Below are 18,121 nucleotides of genomic sequence, written 5' to 3' on the forward strand. Positions count from 1 at the left end.
AGTCTAAAGTATTCAATTCCCTTAATTAAAATAGCATAAACTGATCCATCAAAAGAATTTAAATAAAATAAAACTGCCTCACTAAGCGGCGCACACCGTTTAGTTGAGGCAGTTACGCTTGTTATCCCTGATGTGCCATCTCTTTTATCTGATAAAGAGGTGGCGGGATTAACCAGCCCTTTTCCTTGCTGAGACGAAGAGTTTTTGCGGCAAATGCCACTTTTTCTGTGTGAAATTGTGCGAACATCAGTCCCACGTCTTCACGAATGCATTGGGCGATCATCTGACTGTCAGCAGTCATCGCTGTCCCTGTACTTGCCGCCATGGAGGCGATAATTTCAGGGTCCTGAAAACGTGCACCATCCGGGATCTGATCAATACTTGCCTTAGCCCGGGCAGGTGGTGATGGAGGGACCTGAATCTGATGCTCGATCAAGAGCTCTTCAAGCTGGCGGGCTTCACCCTGTCCCATTTTGATCGCTTCTTCAATCAGCTGTCTTAATTCACGGTCTCCGGCATGGTTTAAGAGCGTCTGATTTGCGGCAATCGCTGACTTTGCTTTTAACAGCGCAGACCAGACTCCGTAGATTTCCCCGTAGTGTAACGGTTCGTTTTTAGGTGCTCCACTTAAAATTCCCATGATGAACCCCCTTTGCAATATTGACTGAATCAGTCAAAGGCTAGTATGCGCTTTAATGGTTTAACTATTCAGTTTCGGGTAGGTAGAAGAGGACAGTAAATTTTTGGAGGGATACAATGGATAAAATAAAAGCGCTTATTTTAAATGCATCACTGAAGTCATCAGATGAAGAGTCGAATACCGGATACATGGCGAAAGAAGTGAAAAACATATTGGAGAAGGAAGAAGCTGAAGTAGAGATCGTGCGACTTGCTGATTACCAGATTGCTTTTGGGATTGATACCGACATGGGTGGAAATGATCAGTGGCCGGAGATTTACGAAAAAGTGAAAGCGGCAGACATTGTCATGATTGGAACACCACTGTGGGTTGGTGAAAAGAGCAGTCTTGCGACGATCGCAATGGAAAGACTTTACGGCGGCAGCGGTGATACAAATGATAAGGGGCAGGCGATTTATTACAATAAAGTCGGCGGTGTGCTGATCACAGGAAATGAAGATGGTGCAAAACAGGCAGCAGCTTCAGTATTGTACGGCCTCTCACATATTGGTTTTACAGTACCACCGAATGTCGATGCTTACTGGGTAGGAGAAGCAGGACCCGGACCATCTTATATTGAAGCTGAAGGATATAAAAGTGAGTTTACGCAATCACATATTCAGATGCTTGCTTATAACACACTCCACCTTGCGAAGATGTTAAAGGAGAACCCGATCCCGGCTAAAGGTAATACAATGTAACAGATGAAGCTCCTGCGGGGGCTTTTTTTTTATATATCAGGATAAACTGCTTCTGCCTGAAGTACTCTTACTGTAAAATAAAAAGTCACAGCAGAAGATAAACGAGAGGGCTGATCTTGTGAGGGATTACAGCGGATTAGCTGAAAGCGTCAGATTTAACGATGATAACACGGTATTAAAAGCTGCATCTGAGTGTTCACTGATTGGCGTTGGCAGAAGTGCAGCAGTATTTAAAATAAAGAATCAGGATAAGGTCATGAAAGTATTCTTTCCTGGTCACGAGAGAACGGCTGTAGAGGAAGCGGAGATCTATCATTTGCTCGCAGGAAGCGAATTTTATCCGACTGTCTATGATTCGGGTGATCATTATCTGGTCATTGATTATGTTGAAGGGAAAACCTTTTTTCAATGTCTGTCAGAAGGTGTCACCATTGAAAAGAAGCACATAGATGAAGTGGATGAGGCACTGGGAGTAGCAAGAAATAGAGGCTTAAAACCGTCTGATGTTCACCTGCGCAATATTATTTTGAAGCCGGATGGACATATTATGATGATTGATCTTGCGCGTTTCAGACAGGAAAAAATGTATGACCGGCAATGGGAAGACTTAAAAAGGATCTGGAAATACTATCACAAAGCTTATTTTCCGAAAAAAATGCCTGCAGTAGTCTTAAATACTGCCGCATTTCTATATAAAAATGTATGGGAAAAAACAGTAAGTAAAATGCACAGCTGACATTTTTCCCGAGGATTAGACTTTCCGATGAAAATAAGGTCGAAATATTTCATTCTGACATATTAAGTATGATTAGAGAAAACATTTGAACTTTGTTAGTATTAAAATCATAGGATTAAATACATAATAGCAAAGGTGATCTGATGAAAAATAATCACAGTATTAATATCGACGGGCTACAGTTTGACTGGGATATATCGAAAGGGAAATTCCTTTTCGAACAGGAAGACGCTGTTTTATTCTGGATTACCAGTGCAATGAAAGAATTCTTCGACACAATTGAAGAAATTTCCGGTGAAGAGGCTTCAACGCTTGTGTTTGAGGCAGCTGGATTCAGGCAGGGAACGGTTGTGGGAAAATATTTTGAGGATTTGAAGCATGTTAGTGTTGAAGAGGCTGCTGAAATGATTACGGCTACTTATGCATCAGCAGGCTGGGGCTATGCGCATATTGAGGACCTTGACGTTGAGTCCAATACAGTAAGAGTGAGGTTAAAAGACAGCTGGGAATATAAAATTAATAAAGCACAGGGAAAGAAGCGGAGAGGGAATTTCCTGCCAGCCCACTATGCAGGCATCTTTAGTATGTTCTTCGGTCAAAATGTATGGTTTGAGATTAAAGAGGACCAGCTTGCGGGGGCAGAAATGACAGTGATTGACTATTTCCCTTCAAATGTTACAATCAGCGAAAATATTCATGCGCTTTCTAGAAAAAAAGAGTCACAGCAGATTCTGCAGCTTGAGGCGATGGTCGAGGATAAAACGAGAGATCTGAAAGAACTGATCAAACAGATTTCTTCTCCAATTATCCCGGTTCTTGAAGGAGTCGTTGTTGTGCCGCTCCTCGGTAAGTATGACCAGGAGCGGGCAGAAGAACTGGTCTATAATACATTAAGCAAGCTGCCGTCTTATCAGGCAAGCTACCTTGTGCTTGATTTAACAGCACTCGATGACGATATTGATCAGCTGACGACGAGCCTGCTTGAAAAGATCAGCGGTGCAGCAGCTCTGATTGGAACGGAAACTGTGCTTGTTGGACTATCAGCGAAACTCAGCATCACAATAGCAGAGTCAGGGATTAATATTTCTAATTTCCACTGCTTCCAGACACTGCAGCATGGAATTTACTATGCGCTCAGTCAGCAGGGTAAACAAATTATCTGATGTAAAGCTTCAGCGTCTGCTGGAGCTTTTTGCGTAGGGGCAGCTTTGTGTTAAGCGACTTGTGTCTTTACATACGTAAAGCTAAAATGGAAGTATCTGTTTCATAAAGGAGATTAAGCTGATGACAAAACGTGCTTTGATTAATATTGATTACACGAATGATTTTGTTGCAACGGATGGTGCATTAACATGTGGAGAGCCGGGTCAGGCAATTGAAAAAGAAGTGGTCGGTCTGACAAGTGAGTTTCACAAGCACGGGGACCTGGTTGTATTTGCAATCGATCTTCATGAAGAAGGAGACCCTTATCACCCTGAAACACAGCTTTTCCCCCCTCATAATATCCGCGGGACGGAAGGTAGAAATCTGTATGGGGCGCTTCAGAAGTTTTATGATATGATTCAAGGTGATGAAAATGTGATATATATAGATAAAACACGTTACAGTGCTTTCGCCGGGACAAATCTCGAGCAGCTCCTGCGTGAACGGGGCATTACGGAAGTGCACCTCGTTGGCGTATGCACAGATATCTGTGTCTTGCATACAGCAGTAGATGCTTATAACAAAGGCTTTCAAATTGTCATTCATAAGGATGCGGCAGCAAGCTTTAATCAGGCGGGTCATGAGTGGGCGCTTGATCATTTTGCTTCGTCGCTTGGTGCGGAAGTAAAGTAGCGGTAAGGAGCTAATTGTTTATGGATACATTAGGCAACTACACTGATGACAGTCTGATGCTGCATACAGACCTTTATCAGATCAACATGGCAAAAACATACTGGGAGGACGGCATGCACGAGCGCACTGCCGTTTTTGATCTTTACTTCAGATCACTTCCATTTGGCAATGGATATGCGGTTTTTGCAGGGCTTGAAAGAGCGCTGGATTACTTAACGAACTTTAAGTTTACAGAGTCAGATCTGACGTATTTACAGAATGAAGCCGGCTACGAAGAAAACTTTATCGCATACCTCAGAGATCTCCGCTTTACCGGGACTGTAAGATCAATGGTTGAAGGAGAGCTTGTATTTGGCAATGAACCAATTATGCGTGTTGAAGCGCCGCTTGTTGAGGCTCAGTTAATTGAAACTGCGCTGCTTAACATTGTGAACTATCAAACACTCATTGCAACAAAAGCTTCGAGAATTAAACAGGTTGTCGGTGATGAAGTGCTGATGGAATTCGGGACACGCCGTGCGCACGAACTCGATGCAGCAATCTGGGGAACGCGCGCTGCTTATCTTGGCGGATTTTCAGCTACAAGTAACGTCCGTGCCGGTAAAATGTTTGGCTTGCCGATCGCAGGAACGCATTCCCATGCAATGATTCAGGCTTACCGCGATGAATATACAGCGTTCATGAAATATGCACAAACCCATAAAGACTGTGTGTTTCTTGTCGACACGTATAACACACTTAAATCCGGCGTTCCTGCAGCGATTGCTGTAGCAAAGGAAATGGGTGACCGGATTAACTTCAAAGGCATCCGCCTCGATAGCGGTGATATTGCTTATTTATCAAAAGAAGCACGTAAAATGCTGGATGAAGCAGGTTTTAAAGATGCGAAAATCATTGCGTCTAATGACCTTGATGAATATACCATTCTGAATCTGAAAGCCCAGGGTGCAGTCGTGGATATCTGGGGAATCGGTACAAAGCTGATTACAGCCTATGACCAGCCGGCGCTCGGTGGTGTTTATAAGCTGGTGTCGATCGAAAATGCAGACGGAGAAATGATTGATACAATCAAAATTTCAAGTAACGCTGAAAAAGTTACAACTCCCGGCATGAAACGGGTGTACCGTATTATTAACAGGGTAAATAATAAATCAGAAGGTGATTATATCACGCTTGAAGGAGAAGATCCGCAGGCTGAAGATCATTTGAAAATGTTCCATCCGGTGCATACATTCGTCACGAAGTTTGTCACAAATTTTGAAGCGCGTGATCTGCACAAGACAGTCATTGAAGGTGGACAGCTTCAGTATGAGCTGCCAACACCTGAGCAGATAAAACAGTACCTTACTGAGAACCTTGGGCTGCTATGGGATGAATATAAGCGTTCAATGAATCCCGAAGAGTATCCGGTCGACCTCAGTCAGAAATGCTGGGATAATAAGATGCGAAACATCCAGGAAGTAAAACAGGCAGTCAAGAATGCACAGGCTGCACAATAAATTTATGAGGTGATCTTTGTGGCAACATTACAGGACCAGATTGTAAATGAAATGAGTGTAAAACCTGAGATTAATCCTAAAGACGAAATCAGGCGCAGTATTGACTTTCTGAAGGACTATGCGAAAAAGCATACATTCCTGACATCCTTTGTGCTGGGCATATCAGGCGGACAGGATTCTACGCTCGCAGGAACGCTGGCTCAAATGGCAGTAAATGAGTTAAATGAAGAGGCAGGCGCAAAGAAATATACGTTTATCGCTTTGAGACTGCCACACGGTGAGCAGGCAGATGAGCAGGATGCCAAAGACGCCATTGCATTTATGAATGCTGATGAAACAGTGAGAATCAATATTAAGCCGGCTGTCGATGCAAGCGTGCAGTCACTTGCAGAAGCTGGCATTGAGCTGAGTGATTTTGTAAAAGGAAACGAAAAAGCCCGGGAGCGTATGAAAGCACAATATGCTGTTGCGGCGATGCGTAACGGGGTCGTCATCGGGACTGACCATCCGGCAGAAGCGATCACTGGATTCTATACAAAACACGGGGATGGCGGTGCAGATATTCTGCCATTGTTCAGGCTGAATAAAAGACAGGGCAAACAGTTATTAAAAGAACTTGGTGCCCCTGAGCATCTTTACATGAAGGCGCCAACAGCAGACCTTGAAGATGACCGCCCACAGGTGGCTGATGAAGAAGCGCTGGGTGTCACTTATGACGAAATTGATGATTATCTTGAAGGTAAGAAAGTTAGTGAGCATGCACAAAAAACAATCGAAAATCATTATCTGAAGACGCAGCATAAGCGTCAGATGCCAATTACAGTATTTGATGATTTTTGGAAATAAAGATTAGTTTCAGCAAGGCTGGTCCATAATGGTAATAGCCTCTTTTTAGCCCTGCTGATTCTCATGACCGGGCTGGAGAAGCAACACTTCAGCCCGGTTTTTGTATGGGCAGAATATCTGACATGTGCCGATAGTTGTAAGTGGAACTTATTTCTATTATTCTAAATAGAGTGTCTATTATCACAGAATAAAGGTGGAATCCGCCTTACATGTATAGAGAATTTAATTAGAAATGGGAGGGAATACCATGTATCACCAGAAATTAGAACAGGTGCTTTACAATATCGAGCGGGTCATGATCGGGAAAAGAACAGTTGCTGAATTAAGCCTCGTATCACTGCTTGCCCAGGGTCATGTATTACTTGAAGACGTCCCCGGTGTTGGAAAAACAATGATGGTACGCGCGCTCGCCAAGTCAGTAGGTGCGAAGTTTACCCGCATACAGTTTACTCCGGATTTACTTCCCTCAGATGTAATTGGTGTTTCTATTTATAACCCTAAGGAAATGACCTTTCAATTCCGTCCTGGGCCGATCATGGGGAATATCGTACTCGCGGATGAAATTAACCGTACATCTCCAAAAACACAGTCCTCACTTCTTGAAAGTATGGAAGAAGGCAGTGTAACAGTAGATGGGTTTACTCACAAGCTGGCTAAGCCATTTTTCGTGATGGCAACCCAGAATCCGATTGAATACGAGGGAACTTATCCTCTACCTGAAGCCCAGCTTGACCGCTTTCTCTTGAAAATGCAGATGGGCTATCCGGATGCAAAAGAAGAAATGGAAGTTCTGAATCGTCTTCAGTTCGCGCCGCCGATTGATGATCTGCAGCCGGTCATTACGCTTGAGGAACTGCAGCATCTTCAGGAAGAAGTAAAAAAAGTAATTGTAGATGAAAAGATTAAGGAATATATCGTAGATCTTGCAGGGAAAACACGTGATCACGCCAATGTCTACCTTGGTGTCAGTCCGCGTGGGTCAATTGCGCTGATGAAATCATGTCAGGCTTATGCAATGCTGCACGGAAGGGATTATGTCTTGCCGGATGACGTCCAGTTCCTTGTACCATATGTCTTCTCACACCGTATGATTCTTAAATCAGAGGCAAGATATGAGGGGATTGAACCGGAAGAAGTGATTGAACGGATTCTCGCACGGACGAGAGTACCTGTTCAGCGGATGGCAAAGTGATGAAACTCCAGATTCTGCTTAGCGTTGCAAAGGTTTTACTTGTAACCGTGCTGCTGGTTGGAACGTTTTCATATGCCATGTTTCAGGGCGGTTTTGTCAGCTGGTTTCTATTTTACAGTTTCCTGCCGTTCGGTCTGTACTCACTGATGATGATGGTGTACCCGCTAAATGATTTTAATGTCGTCAGAGTGATCAAATCGAGGGAGCTGAAGGCAGGAGCAAATGTAGCAATCAGAATTCACCTGAAAAGAACATTACCATTTCCTCTTTTTTATCTGGTGGCAGAGGAACATATCAAAGGGAATGTTTTTCAGCAGGATCGCACAGCAAAAAAACTGGTGCATCCATGGTTTAAAAGAGAGATTGTTTTAGAATATGAGATTCAGAATATCCCGAGAGGTGAACACACATTTGAAAGTGTCGAACTGAAAACGGGTGATTTTCTCGGTCTTGTACAGAAATCCAGCCGGCTTGAACAGCAGCAGACAATCCTGGTCTATCCTTCTCATGTCATACTTGATTACCAGCCGCTTCAGGCGAGGTTTGATCAGGGCGTGTCATCTTCGAATGTAAAGATTCAGCAGGATACCACGCTTGTAACCGGTGTGAGGGATTATGAGACAGGGGACCGTGTTTCATGGATCCACTGGAAATCATTTGCCCGTACAAATGATTTAAAAACGAAGGAATTCGAAGAGCGGAAATCACATGATGTAATGGTCGTCCTTGACCGAACGCCGAGTCAGGCTTTTGAGGATATGGTAGTGCTTGCTGCCTCTGTGATCAGAGGTGTGATCAGAAAAGGTGCACAGGCAGGATACTTCTCAAAAGGGGAAGGTGTTCAATTTGCACCGCTCAGAAGCGGAGAAAGTCATCAGAAACAGATTGATTATTACCTTGCTAAAGTGAAGCCTGATCAGGAAAGCAGTTTTGAAAAGGTCTTAAAACAAAACGCAGCCGACATTTCAAAAACGTCTGCACTGATTTTGATTACATCTAACCTGACAAGAGAAAGTATTGATGAGATCAGCAAGGTGTCAAAAAACAGTCAGGCTACGATGATTCTTTTTGTGAAGCACCCTTCAGTCAGGCTGAGTCAGGAACACAGGCAGCTTGCCGGGCTGGCAGCTTCAAAAGGAATTGTCTTGAGAGAATGTGATAAACGTCAATTTGCATCTGTCTTTAAGGAGGTGAAGCAGGCATGAAAACAGAATTTGGGTGGAGCGATGTAGCAACGCTGATTTTGTACGTGCTGAGCTTCTTCCTCTTATGGGAATGGTTGAGACCTGTTGAACAGATTACAGAAACAGCAAATGTACATTTTTTTGTGATTTTCGCAGGCCTGTCACTCCTGTTGTATTATTTTGAAGTAAACTGGATTATTTCCGGGGCAATAAAAACAATTTTTATCGTCGTTGTCCTGCAGTCTCTATATTTTGATGTCCCATTGATAGGCGAAGGGGAATGGGTTGGAGACTTTACTTCATCAGTTGGTGAAAGTGTTGTCATGACCGTCCAGCAGGACTGGGGCGCAGTATCAGATCTGTTTCGCAGTCTGTTATTTTTCGTATTATTATGGCTGACAGCTTATCTGATGAATTACTGGCTTGCGATTCGTAAGCAGATGTTTTTGTTTTATTTATTCACAGTTATCTATATTACGATTTTGGATACATTCAGCCCGTACGATGGCAGTATGGCCATTGTGAGAGTCATTCTATTCGGGTTTTTACTACTTGGTTTGCTTGGCCTGCAAAGAATGGCGGATCAGGAGCGGATTACACTTTCGATGAATCAGGTTCAAAGATGGCTGTTGCCGCTGGCGATTTTGATTGCTTTTAGTTCTGCTGCAGCCTACGCTGCGCCAAAATCAGAGCCTGTGTGGCCGGATCCGGTACCGTTTATTACCTCTTTTGGTGATGGGGCTGGTTCGGGAACAGGTGGAGCAAACCGCCTCGGTTATGGGGTGGATGACTCTGAGCTTGGTGGATCCTTTATAGGCGATGAGACAAAAGTTTTCGAAGCAACAGTGGAAGGAGATCAATACTGGCGGATCGAAACGAAGGATACGTATACAGGAAAAGGATGGGAGCAATCCCGGGAGGCGGATAGCCTGGCACCTTTTGCTGTAGACGAACCGGTACCGTTATCCTTGTCAGATATTGATGAAGAGTCGGAAACGCAGACTGTGTCAATTGACGTGGATCTGACATATGATCACCTTGTTTACCCTTATGCGCCTGATCAGGTCGTGAATGCAGACGCCGACGAGTTACGCTTTAACCCTGTGAGTGAGAAAATTACTTCTTTCGAAGGCGGGGAAGTAACGGAACTTGGTGAATATGAATGGGAATTCCGTGAGCCGAGATACAGTCTTCAGGCCCTGCGGAATACAACCGGCCTTGGCCAGGGCTCACCTTCAATGGAGCAATATCTTCAGCTGCCTGAAAACCTGCCGGAGAGAATCCGCGAGCTGACGATTGATATCACTGAAAGTGAAGATAACTGGTACGATAAAGCAAAAGCGGTTGAAGGCTATTTTTCAAGAAGCGGATTCATCTATGAGCAGGAGGATGTGCCGGTACCTGAGGGCGATGAAGATTATGTCGATCAATTTCTTTTTGAAACGCAGCGCGGTTATTGTGACAACTACTCAACATCAATGGTCGTCATGCTCCGTTCAATCGATATCCCTGCCCGCTGGGTAAAAGGGTATACAGGTGGAGAAGTGATTGAAAACTTCGGAGACGGCCGTTCGGTCTATGAAGTGACGAATAATAATGCACACTCGTGGGTTGAAGTGTTTTTCCCTGAAATCGGCTGGGTGCCGTTTGAGCCCACTGTATCTTTTTCAAATAACATTTCTCTAAACTATGATCTTGACATTGATTCAGAAACTGACACACCTGAGACGCCGGAGGAAGCGGAAACGCCTGAACCGGAAGTGCCGGAACCACTTGAGGAAGATACGGCTGCTGGAGGAAGTGTGGATGATGATGGATCATCAGGACAGGGTGGACTTGAAGCATTCAGAAACTTTGTTGCGGAGAACCGGATGATGTTGTTTTTAGTCAGTGTTTTACTGGCGATCACTGGAACTGTCTTTTACCGGAGAAGAAACCGCTGGATGCCGTATGTCCTGATCCGCTACTACCGTTCACAAAACGGCAGTGAAGTGTATCCGAAAGCCTACGCTTCTCTTTTGAAACAGCTGAAACGTTACGGGCTTCGCAGAAAAGAAACCCAGACGCTAAGATCGTATGCAAGAGAAGTGGATAACTTCTTCGGTACGCATGAAATGAGTAAATTAACGGATCAATATGAGCGGATTTTATACCGGAGTGAAGACCCGAAAGATAAATGGTCGAATATGCGTGAATTGTGGGAAGATTTAATTAAAAAGACAACCGGTTGACCGGGCATGAGCAAGGCGTTAAAATGGTGAAAATTAATGACAGCTTCATAATACCCCTTCATATATGTCCGATAATATGGGTCGGATGTTTCTACCGGATCACCATAAATGGTCTGACTATGGAGGCGGTCTTTTAAGATATCTTTGATAATTTGTCTGTTGACCTGCGCTTCAGGCGGACGCTTTCCACGGGGACGACGGTGAGCCTCCTCAGCTCCGCTTGCGGGGTCTCACCTGTCCGTCTTCTCCCATTGGAGTCGCCGCCTTACGCTACGGTCAACGGTGCAAATATGAAGATAATCTTAAAAATTAATAGTAAGAGATGTGCAGGTTGATACATTCCATGTACATATTACTTTTGATAAAGACCGCCTTGTTAAAACGCTTGAAGGGAAGAAGAGGATGACTCTTTTTCGTACAGGCGTTTTTTCTTTTTTGAAGGTGTAAAAGGTTAGGTTTAAAATAATTGAATGAGGTGACCATCCATGCTAGGTAAAGAAGAAATGCAGGATCAGGAAATGATCGTTGTACTCGATTTTGGAAGTCAATATAATCAGTTAATCACGCGCCGTATCCGTGAGTTCGGTGTGTATAGTGAATTACATCCACATACCATTACTGCAGAGGAAATTAAGGAACTGAATCCTTCAGGTATTATTTTCTCAGGCGGTCCGAATTCTGTATATGATGAGAATTCATTCCGTGCGGATGAGCGTATTTTTGACCTTGGTATCCCTGTGCTCGGTATCTGCTATGGTATGCAGCTGATGACAATGCACTTTGGCGGGAAGGTTGAAAAGGCAAGAAATCGTGAATATGGTAAGGCGGATATTCAGGTTCAGGAAGCAAAGGGTCTGTTTAAGGATCTGCCGCTTACACAATCAGTATGGATGAGTCACGGAGACCTTGTTGTTGAAGCGCCGCCGTCATTTGACGTGGTTGCGACAAATCCTTCATGCCCGGTTGCATCAATCAGCAACGATGAGCAGAAGCTTTATGCAGTACAGTTCCACCCTGAAGTACGTCACTCTGAATACGGTAACGACATGCTCAGAAACTTTGTATTTGACGCATGTGGCTGTACAGGTGACTGGTCAATGGAAAACTTTATTGAAATTGAACTCGAAAAGATCCGTCAGGAAGTCGGCGATCGCCAGGTGCTTTGTGCACTAAGCGGCGGGGTTGACTCTTCAGTTGTAGCTGTACTGATCCATAAAGCAATCGGGGATCAGCTGACATGTATCTTTGTTGATCACGGTCTCCTTCGTAAAGGTGAAGCCGATAGTGTCATGAAGACATTTGCTGACGGCTTTAATATGAACGTGATTAAAGTCGATGCGCAGGACCGTTTCATGAATAAGCTGAAGGGTGTATCTGACCCTGAGCAGAAGCGTAAAATTATTGGTAATGAATTTATTTATGTGTTTGACGATGAAGCGACAAAGCTTGATGGTATTGATTTCCTTGCACAGGGTACGCTTTATACAGATATTATTGAAAGTGGTACTGCAACTGCGCAGACAATTAAATCTCACCACAATGTAGGTGGTCTTCCGGAGGATATGCAGTTCACGCTGATTGAGCCTCTGAATACACTTTTTAAAGATGAAGTCCGTGCACTTGGAAGTGAGCTTGGTATTCCTGATGAAATCGTTTGGCGTCAGCCTTTCCCTGGACCGGGTCTGGGTATTCGTGTCCTTGGTGAAATCACAGAAGAAAAGCTTGAGATCGTACGTGAATCAGATCATATTCTGCGCGAAGAAATCAAAAAGGCCGGTCTTGACCGTGATATCTGGCAGTACTTCACTGTATTACCTGACATTAGAAGCGTAGGTGTAATGGGTGATGCAAGAACGTACGATTATGCAATTGGTATCCGTGCAGTTACGTCAATCGACGGTATGACTTCTGACTGGGCAAGAATTCCGTGGGATGTGCTTGAAAAGATCTCAGTCCGCCTTGTAAATGAAGTGAATTCAATTAACCGCGTACTGTATGACGTAACGAGTAAGCCACCAAGCACAATCGAATGGGAATAACGAATATTACCATTAATTTTAATTGATAATGTTCGTATTTTATATTGACGCCTCAAAGTGGCACTGATACAATAACAGCATCAAATAAATAATTTTTCGTCGTATAACGTCGGGGATATGGCCCGAAAGTCTCTACCAAGCTGCCGTAAATAGCTTGACTACGCAGGTTTTTTAAAGGTTCTCTATGAACTTTTCTCAACCCTTTTTAGTCATCCCTGAGCGACGAGTGTGCGCTCGGGGATTTTTTCGTTATACTTCGTATTTTTTCGGAGGGAACAGTCGTGAAGAAGTATTTTCAGTTTGAAGAATTAAACACGAATTACAAGCGTGAGTTCATCGGGGGATTAACAACGTTCCTTGCGATGGCTTATATCCTGGTCGTTAACCCGTTAACGCTGACGCTCGCAGATATAGAAGGGCTCCCTGATTCGATGAGAATGGATTACGGAGCAGTATTTGTCGCTACTGCACTTGCTGCTGCGATCGGTTCACTTGTTATGGGTGTGCTCGCAAGGTATCCAATTGCGCTGGCGCCGGGTATGGGATTAAATGCATTCTTTGCTTACTCAGTCATCCTGACGCAGGAAATCCCGTGGCAGACAGCTTTGACAGGCGTTTTGTTCTCTGGACTTATTTTTATGGTATTAACTGTAACGGGTGTACGGGAAAGAATCATTAACGCCATTCCAAATGAATTAAAGTTTGCAGTTGGAGCTGGGATTGGTCTTTTCATTACGTTTGTTGGTTTTCAAAACGCAGGCATTATCGTTGGAAATGATGCAACGCTTGTGGCACTTGGAGATCTGACAAATGGTAATACACTTCTTGCAGTGTTTGGTATTTTTATTACTGTTATTCTAATGACGCGTAAAATCAAAGGTGGCATTTTCTTTGGTATCGTAATCACTGCTATTGTTGGTATGGTCGTTGGACTGATTGATCGTCCAAGTGGTGTAATTGATCCGACGCCACCAAGTCTGGCACCAACATTTGGGGCAGCGCTTGAACCGATCTTCTCAAGTCCTGGTGATCTATTTACGATTCAATTGTTAGTTGTTATCTTAACTTTTCTTTTCGTAGACTTCTTTGATACAGCAGGAACGCTTGTTGCAGTAACGAATCAGGCCGGTCTGATGAAAGACGGCAAGCTTCCGCGTGCAAACCGTGCACTTTTCGCTGATTCAACAGCGACTGTATTCGGTGCAGTACTGGGGACATCAACAACAACATCTTATATCGAATCGTCTGCTGGAGTAGCAGCTGGTGCTCGATCAGGTTTTGCTTCAGTTGTAACAGCAGTGCTATTTATCTTATCTATTTTCTTCTTTCCTTTATTAGAAGTAATCACAAGCGCAGTTACGGCACCGGCCTTAATCATTGTTGGTGTACTGATGGTCTCAGCACTCGGTAAAATTGACTGGGCTCGATTCGAAATCGCAGTACCGGCATTTCTGACAATTATTACAATGCCGCTGACATACAGTATTGCTTCCGGTATCGCAATCGGATTTATCTTTTATCCAATTACAATGCTTGTCATGGGCAGAGGGAAGCAGATTCACCCTGTCATGTACGCGTTATTTGTAATCTTTGTACTTTACTTCATCTTCCTTTCGTAATAAGCTAAAAGAGCTGTTTCCGGTTTATCTGGACGGCTCTTTTTTAAATCAAAACAAACGGGCGGATGTGATAAACGTGAGCTATGTAGTGAAAAAAATACTTAATAATAACGTGTTGATTGCTGAATTGAATAGCTCAGAAGTTGTCATGATCGGCAAAGGGATCGGCTTTAAACGGCAGACGCAATCGACCATCAGCGAGCAGGATGTTGAAAAGCTCTTTGTGCTCCGTGATGAAAAGGAACAGGACCAGTTTAAAAAACTGCTTCCTTACGTTGAAGATGATCTTCTGAAGGTGATCATTTCCTCAATTGAACTGATTCGTGAGCGTACTCAGACGTTTTTAAATGAGCATATACATGTCGCATTAACAGACCACCTTATCTTTGCAGTAAACCGGCTGATGAGAGGCATGTCTATTTCAAATCCTTTTCTTTTAGAGACGAAAGCGCTTTATCCATATGAATATGAAATTGCAAAAGAAGTCGTTGAATTGATTAATGACAGAGCGCATATTTATCTTCCGGAAGGGGAAATTGGTTTCATTGCACTGCATATACATAGTGCGATGCTGAACCGCAATGTACACGAAGTGAACTCTCATTCCCAGTTGATCGGCAGACTCGTCCAGCTGATCGAAACGCAATTTGACGTTCAGCTTGATAAAGAAAGTATTGATTATATGAGGCTTGTCAGACATCTGCGTTATACAGTGGAACGGGTTGTCAGAGGTGAAAAAGTTGATGAGCCGGAAAAAATCGCTTTGCTATTGAAAGAAGAATATCCGATGTGCTATAATCTTTCATGGAAACTGATAAAAATTATGCAGCAAACATTAAAAAAACCTGTATATGACGCAGAAGCTGTCTATTTGACGATGCACCTGCAGCGTATTCAGACTAAAATGAAATAATACATTTACGTGTTACTGATACGATCAGGCATGAGTAAATGAAGAATGTTCCGTTTGAACGGGACACGTGTACCCACACGCTCTTCTTTTACTCATGCCTTTTTTGTTTGCTGCGTAACACAAAAAGGAGGAAACAGTATGTTTAAGAAGTTTTTTGGTCAGCTTCAGAAGATTGGTAAAGCACTTATGCTGCCAGTTGCGATTTTGCCTGCTGCCGGTCTGCTATTAGCATTCGGTAACGCATTGCAAAATGAAACGCTGACAAACCTTGCGCCATTCCTGACAAGTGACTGGATTGTCATGGTAGCAAGTGTCATGGAGAACTCGGGTGGAATTGTTTTTGACAATCTTCCATTACTATTTGCAGTAGGGGTAGCGATTGGTCTTGCTGGCGGTGATGGCGTTGCCGGACTTGCAGCGATCGTTGGTTACCTGATTATGAATGCCACGATGGGTACAGCACTGGGTCTGGAACTTAGTGATGTAACAGGTGAGGGTGTAGATCCTGCCTATACACTAATGCTCGGGATTCCAACACTTTCATCCGGGGTATTTGGTGGTATTATCGTTGGTGCGCTTGCCGCTTATATGTATAACCGCTTCTTTAATATCGAACTGCCTACTTACCTTGGATTCTTTGCCGGTAAGCGATTTGTTCCGATTGTAACAGCTGCTTCAGCAGTTTTATTAGGTCTAGTAATGATCTTTGTCTGGCCTGTGGTACAGGAAGGGCTAAATGCATTTTCAAACCTGATGCTGAATTCAAACCTTGCTATTTCAGCATTTGTGTTCGGTGTCATTGAACGTGCGTTAATTCCTTTTGGTCTGCACCACATTTTCTATACGCCGTTCTGGTTTGAATTTGGTACTTATGTAAACGCAGCAGGTGAGACAGTTCGTGGAGATAACTCAATCTTCCAGGCTCAGATTCGTGATAATGTTCAGGATCTGACTGCAGGTACGTTTATGACTGGTAAGTATCCTTTTATGATGTTTGGTCTTCCGGCAGCAGCGCTTGCAATTTATCATGAGGCGCGTGCTGAAAAGAAAAAGCTTGTTGCAGGAATTATGGGTTCAGCTGCGCTGACGTCATTCCTGACAGGTATTACTGAACCAATTGAATTTGCATTCCTATTTGTTGCACCAATCCTGTTTGCAGTACACGCGGTATTTGCTGGTCTTTCATTCCTGACTATGCATTTACTTGATGTGAAAATCGGTATGACATTCTCTGGTGGTCTAATTGACTTTCTATTATTCGGGGCATTAAACTCACAGACAAACTGGTGGCTTGTACTGCCGGTAGGTGCAGTATTCGCAGTCATCTACTACTTCGGATTCCGCTTTGCGATCCGTAAATTCAACCTGGCAACACCAGGCCGTGAGAAGGAAGAAGAAGGTACTGACAGCAATCGCGCAGCTTCTTCGAAATCAGATCTTCCACACGACATCCTTGATGCGATGGGTGGAGCTTCAAACATCGCAAACCTTGATGCATGTATCACGCGTCTTCGCGTACAGGTGAACGAGCCATCAAAGGTTGATAAAAAAGAACTGAAGCATCTTGGTGCATCAGGTGTACTTGAGATCGGTAACAATATCCAGGCCATTTTCGGTCCGCGCTCTGACAGCTTAAGACATCAGATGAAGGATATTATGGAAGGCAAAACGCCAAGACCGGTTAAAGTTGATGCTGAAAAAGAAGTAGAAAAAGAAATTGAAGAAACAGCAGCAACTGCAATCAAAAATGATGTAGCAGTGCTTAGTGACTTTGTTTCTCCGTTAAATGGTGAAGCTGTATCGATTACTGAGGTACCTGATCAGGTGTTCTCAGGCAAAATGATGGGTGATGGATTCGCGATTAATCCGACAGACGGAATCGTTCATTCTCCGGTCAATGGAAAAATCGTAAACGTGTCTCCAACAAAACACGCGATTGGAATTGAGTCCGATCAGGGGCAGGAGATTCTGATCCACTTCGGAATTGATACGGTTAAATTAAAAGGTGAAGGATTTACTGTTCATGTAAATGAAGGAGACCAGGTGAAAGCCGGTGATCTCCTGCTAGAAGCAGATCTTGATGCAATTAAAGGTCAGGTTCCTTCAACAATTACGCCTATTGTTTTTACAAACTTAATGAATGGCGAAGTTGTAGAAGTGAAGAAAACGAAAGTAAGCAGAGGAGATGCTTCTATAATAGAAGTAAAATAATAAAAATGCCGTGCCGGCTGTAAAAACCGGTGCGGCATTTTTTGTTTGGGTGGGGTTCAGAAAAAACTTAAATTATTTTTTTGAAAGGTATTGTAATATTCTGAATTAAATTATATAATTGAACTGCTCTTAAAGCATTGACTCATTTCGTGGAGGTGTGATAGATTAGTAAAGTTCTCTTTTGAAGAGGCGGAGATTTTAAGATGATCGCTAAGGCTTTTTTATTTTCCTTTTTTTATCGTTCCTAATAGGGTGATGAAAAAGAAATTAAAAAAGATTTCAAAAAGGCTTTACAAGATATCGACCACCATGATATGATAATCAAGTCGCTTACGAGAGACGCGCTTCAACAAGAAGCATTTGAACCTTGAAAACTAAACAACCAAACGTCAACGTTTTAAGATTTTAAGTCTTTTTCGAACAAAAAAGACAATG

General features: G+C 43.4%; 14 protein-coding genes and 2 riboswitches. Of the genes, 13 read left to right on the forward strand and 1 reads right to left on the reverse strand.

The genetic code is table 11. The annotated features are described in order from the left end of the window. Nucleotides 1-121 precede the first annotated feature (121 nt). Entirely contained in the window at nt 122-640 is a 519-nt protein-coding gene (locus tag DH10bf12_RS08980; RefSeq protein ID WP_471738152.1) for a DUF3231 family protein, read from the reverse strand. A 116-nt stretch (nt 641-756) separates the two neighbouring features. Between DH10bf12_RS08980 and DH10bf12_RS08985 the strand changes: the two genes are divergently transcribed. From DH10bf12_RS08985 to ptsG, 13 genes are all read left to right on the forward strand, one after another. Continuing rightward, nucleotides 757-1,380: a flavodoxin family protein gene (locus tag DH10bf12_RS08985; RefSeq protein ID WP_471738153.1), complete on the forward strand. Its 624-nt coding sequence runs from the start codon at nt 757-759 to the stop codon at nt 1,378-1,380. Nucleotides 1,381-1,498: 118 nt separating this feature from the next. Next, a complete protein-coding gene (locus tag DH10bf12_RS08990; RefSeq protein ID WP_471738154.1) occupies nt 1,499-2,116 on the forward strand; it encodes a protein kinase family protein in 618 nt (205 codons plus the stop codon). Nucleotides 2,117-2,259: 143 nt separating this feature from the next. Further along, a complete protein-coding gene (locus DH10bf12_RS08995; protein ID WP_471738155.1) occupies nt 2,260-3,279 on the forward strand; it encodes an STAS domain-containing protein in 1,020 nt (339 codons plus the stop codon). 121 nt (nt 3,280-3,400) lie between these two features. Beyond that, nucleotides 3,401-3,952 carry a cysteine hydrolase family protein gene (locus DH10bf12_RS09000; protein ID WP_471738156.1) on the forward strand — a complete coding sequence of 184 codons (552 nt, stop codon included), beginning with the start codon at nt 3,401-3,403 and terminating at the stop codon, nt 3,950-3,952. 20 nt (nt 3,953-3,972) lie between these two features. Next, nucleotides 3,973-5,451: a nicotinate phosphoribosyltransferase gene (locus tag DH10bf12_RS09005; protein ID WP_471738157.1), complete on the forward strand. Its 1,479-nt coding sequence runs from the start codon at nt 3,973-3,975 to the stop codon at nt 5,449-5,451. 18 nt (nt 5,452-5,469) lie between these two features. Beyond that, complete coding sequence (gene nadE, locus DH10bf12_RS09010) at nt 5,470-6,297, forward strand: ammonia-dependent NAD(+) synthetase (protein ID WP_471738158.1); 828 nt, start codon at nt 5,470-5,472, stop codon at nt 6,295-6,297. A gap of 247 nt (nt 6,298-6,544) precedes the next feature. Then, the gene (locus tag DH10bf12_RS09015) at nt 6,545-7,489 is read left to right on the forward strand and encodes an AAA family ATPase (RefSeq protein WP_471738159.1); all 945 of its coding nucleotides are present in this window, start codon (nt 6,545-6,547) and stop codon (nt 7,487-7,489) included. Continuing rightward, nucleotides 7,489-8,694 (forward strand): DUF58 domain-containing protein, encoded by a 1,206-nt coding sequence (locus DH10bf12_RS09020; protein WP_471738160.1) that lies wholly within the window; start codon nt 7,489-7,491, stop codon nt 8,692-8,694. Before DH10bf12_RS09015 ends, DH10bf12_RS09020 begins: the two co-directional genes overlap by 1 nt. Further along, on the forward strand, nt 8,691-10,904 hold the full coding sequence (locus DH10bf12_RS09025) for a DUF4129 domain-containing transglutaminase family protein (RefSeq protein ID WP_471738161.1): 2,214 nt from the start codon (nt 8,691-8,693) through the stop codon (nt 10,902-10,904). The genes DH10bf12_RS09020 and DH10bf12_RS09025 overlap by 4 nt, the downstream gene beginning before the upstream one ends. A gap of 38 nt (nt 10,905-10,942) precedes the next feature. Then, nucleotides 10,943-11,044: riboswitch (purine riboswitch) on the forward strand. A gap of 345 nt (nt 11,045-11,389) precedes the next feature. Beyond that, nucleotides 11,390-12,943: a glutamine-hydrolyzing GMP synthase gene (gene guaA / locus DH10bf12_RS09030; protein ID WP_471738162.1), complete on the forward strand. Its 1,554-nt coding sequence runs from the start codon at nt 11,390-11,392 to the stop codon at nt 12,941-12,943. Between the two features lie 79 nt (nt 12,944-13,022). Then, a riboswitch (purine riboswitch) is annotated at nt 13,023-13,124 on the forward strand. Nucleotides 13,125-13,224: 100 nt separating this feature from the next. Continuing rightward, nucleotides 13,225-14,562 carry an NCS2 family permease gene (locus DH10bf12_RS09035; protein WP_471738163.1) on the forward strand — a complete coding sequence of 446 codons (1,338 nt, stop codon included), beginning with the start codon at nt 13,225-13,227 and terminating at the stop codon, nt 14,560-14,562. Nucleotides 14,563-14,638: 76 nt separating this feature from the next. Further along, entirely contained in the window at nt 14,639-15,475 is an 837-nt protein-coding gene (gene glcT, locus DH10bf12_RS09040) for a glucose PTS transporter transcription antiterminator GlcT (RefSeq protein ID WP_471738164.1), read from the forward strand. 138 nt (nt 15,476-15,613) lie between these two features. After that, entirely contained in the window at nt 15,614-17,686 is a 2,073-nt protein-coding gene (gene ptsG, locus DH10bf12_RS09045) for a glucose-specific PTS transporter subunit IIBC (RefSeq protein WP_471738165.1), read from the forward strand. Nucleotides 17,687-18,121 lie beyond the last annotated feature (435 nt).

The sequence above is a fragment of the Jeotgalibacillus sp. 10bf12 genome (assembly GCF_055597105.1).

Excerpts from the sequence above, each read along its gene's own strand:
- DH10bf12_RS08980 (WP_471738152.1), bottom strand. The coding sequence starts at position 640 with ATGGGAATTTTAAGTGGAGCACCTAAAAACGAACCGTTACACTACGGG.
- DH10bf12_RS08985 (WP_471738153.1), top strand. The coding sequence starts at position 757 with ATGGATAAAATAAAAGCGCTTATTTTAAATGCATCACTGAAGTCATCA.
- DH10bf12_RS08995 (WP_471738155.1), top strand. The coding sequence starts at position 2,260 with ATGAAAAATAATCACAGTATTAATATCGACGGGCTACAGTTTGACTGG.
- DH10bf12_RS09000 (WP_471738156.1), top strand. The coding sequence starts at position 3,401 with ATGACAAAACGTGCTTTGATTAATATTGATTACACGAATGATTTTGTT.
- DH10bf12_RS09005 (WP_471738157.1), top strand. The coding sequence starts at position 3,973 with ATGGATACATTAGGCAACTACACTGATGACAGTCTGATGCTGCATACA.
- DH10bf12_RS09015 (WP_471738159.1), top strand. The coding sequence starts at position 6,545 with ATGTATCACCAGAAATTAGAACAGGTGCTTTACAATATCGAGCGGGTC.
- DH10bf12_RS09020 (WP_471738160.1), top strand. The coding sequence starts at position 7,489 with ATGAAACTCCAGATTCTGCTTAGCGTTGCAAAGGTTTTACTTGTAACC.
- DH10bf12_RS09025 (WP_471738161.1), top strand. The coding sequence starts at position 8,691 with ATGAAAACAGAATTTGGGTGGAGCGATGTAGCAACGCTGATTTTGTAC.
- guaA (WP_471738162.1), top strand. The coding sequence starts at position 11,390 with ATGCTAGGTAAAGAAGAAATGCAGGATCAGGAAATGATCGTTGTACTC.
- ptsG (WP_471738165.1), top strand. The coding sequence starts at position 15,614 with ATGTTTAAGAAGTTTTTTGGTCAGCTTCAGAAGATTGGTAAAGCACTT.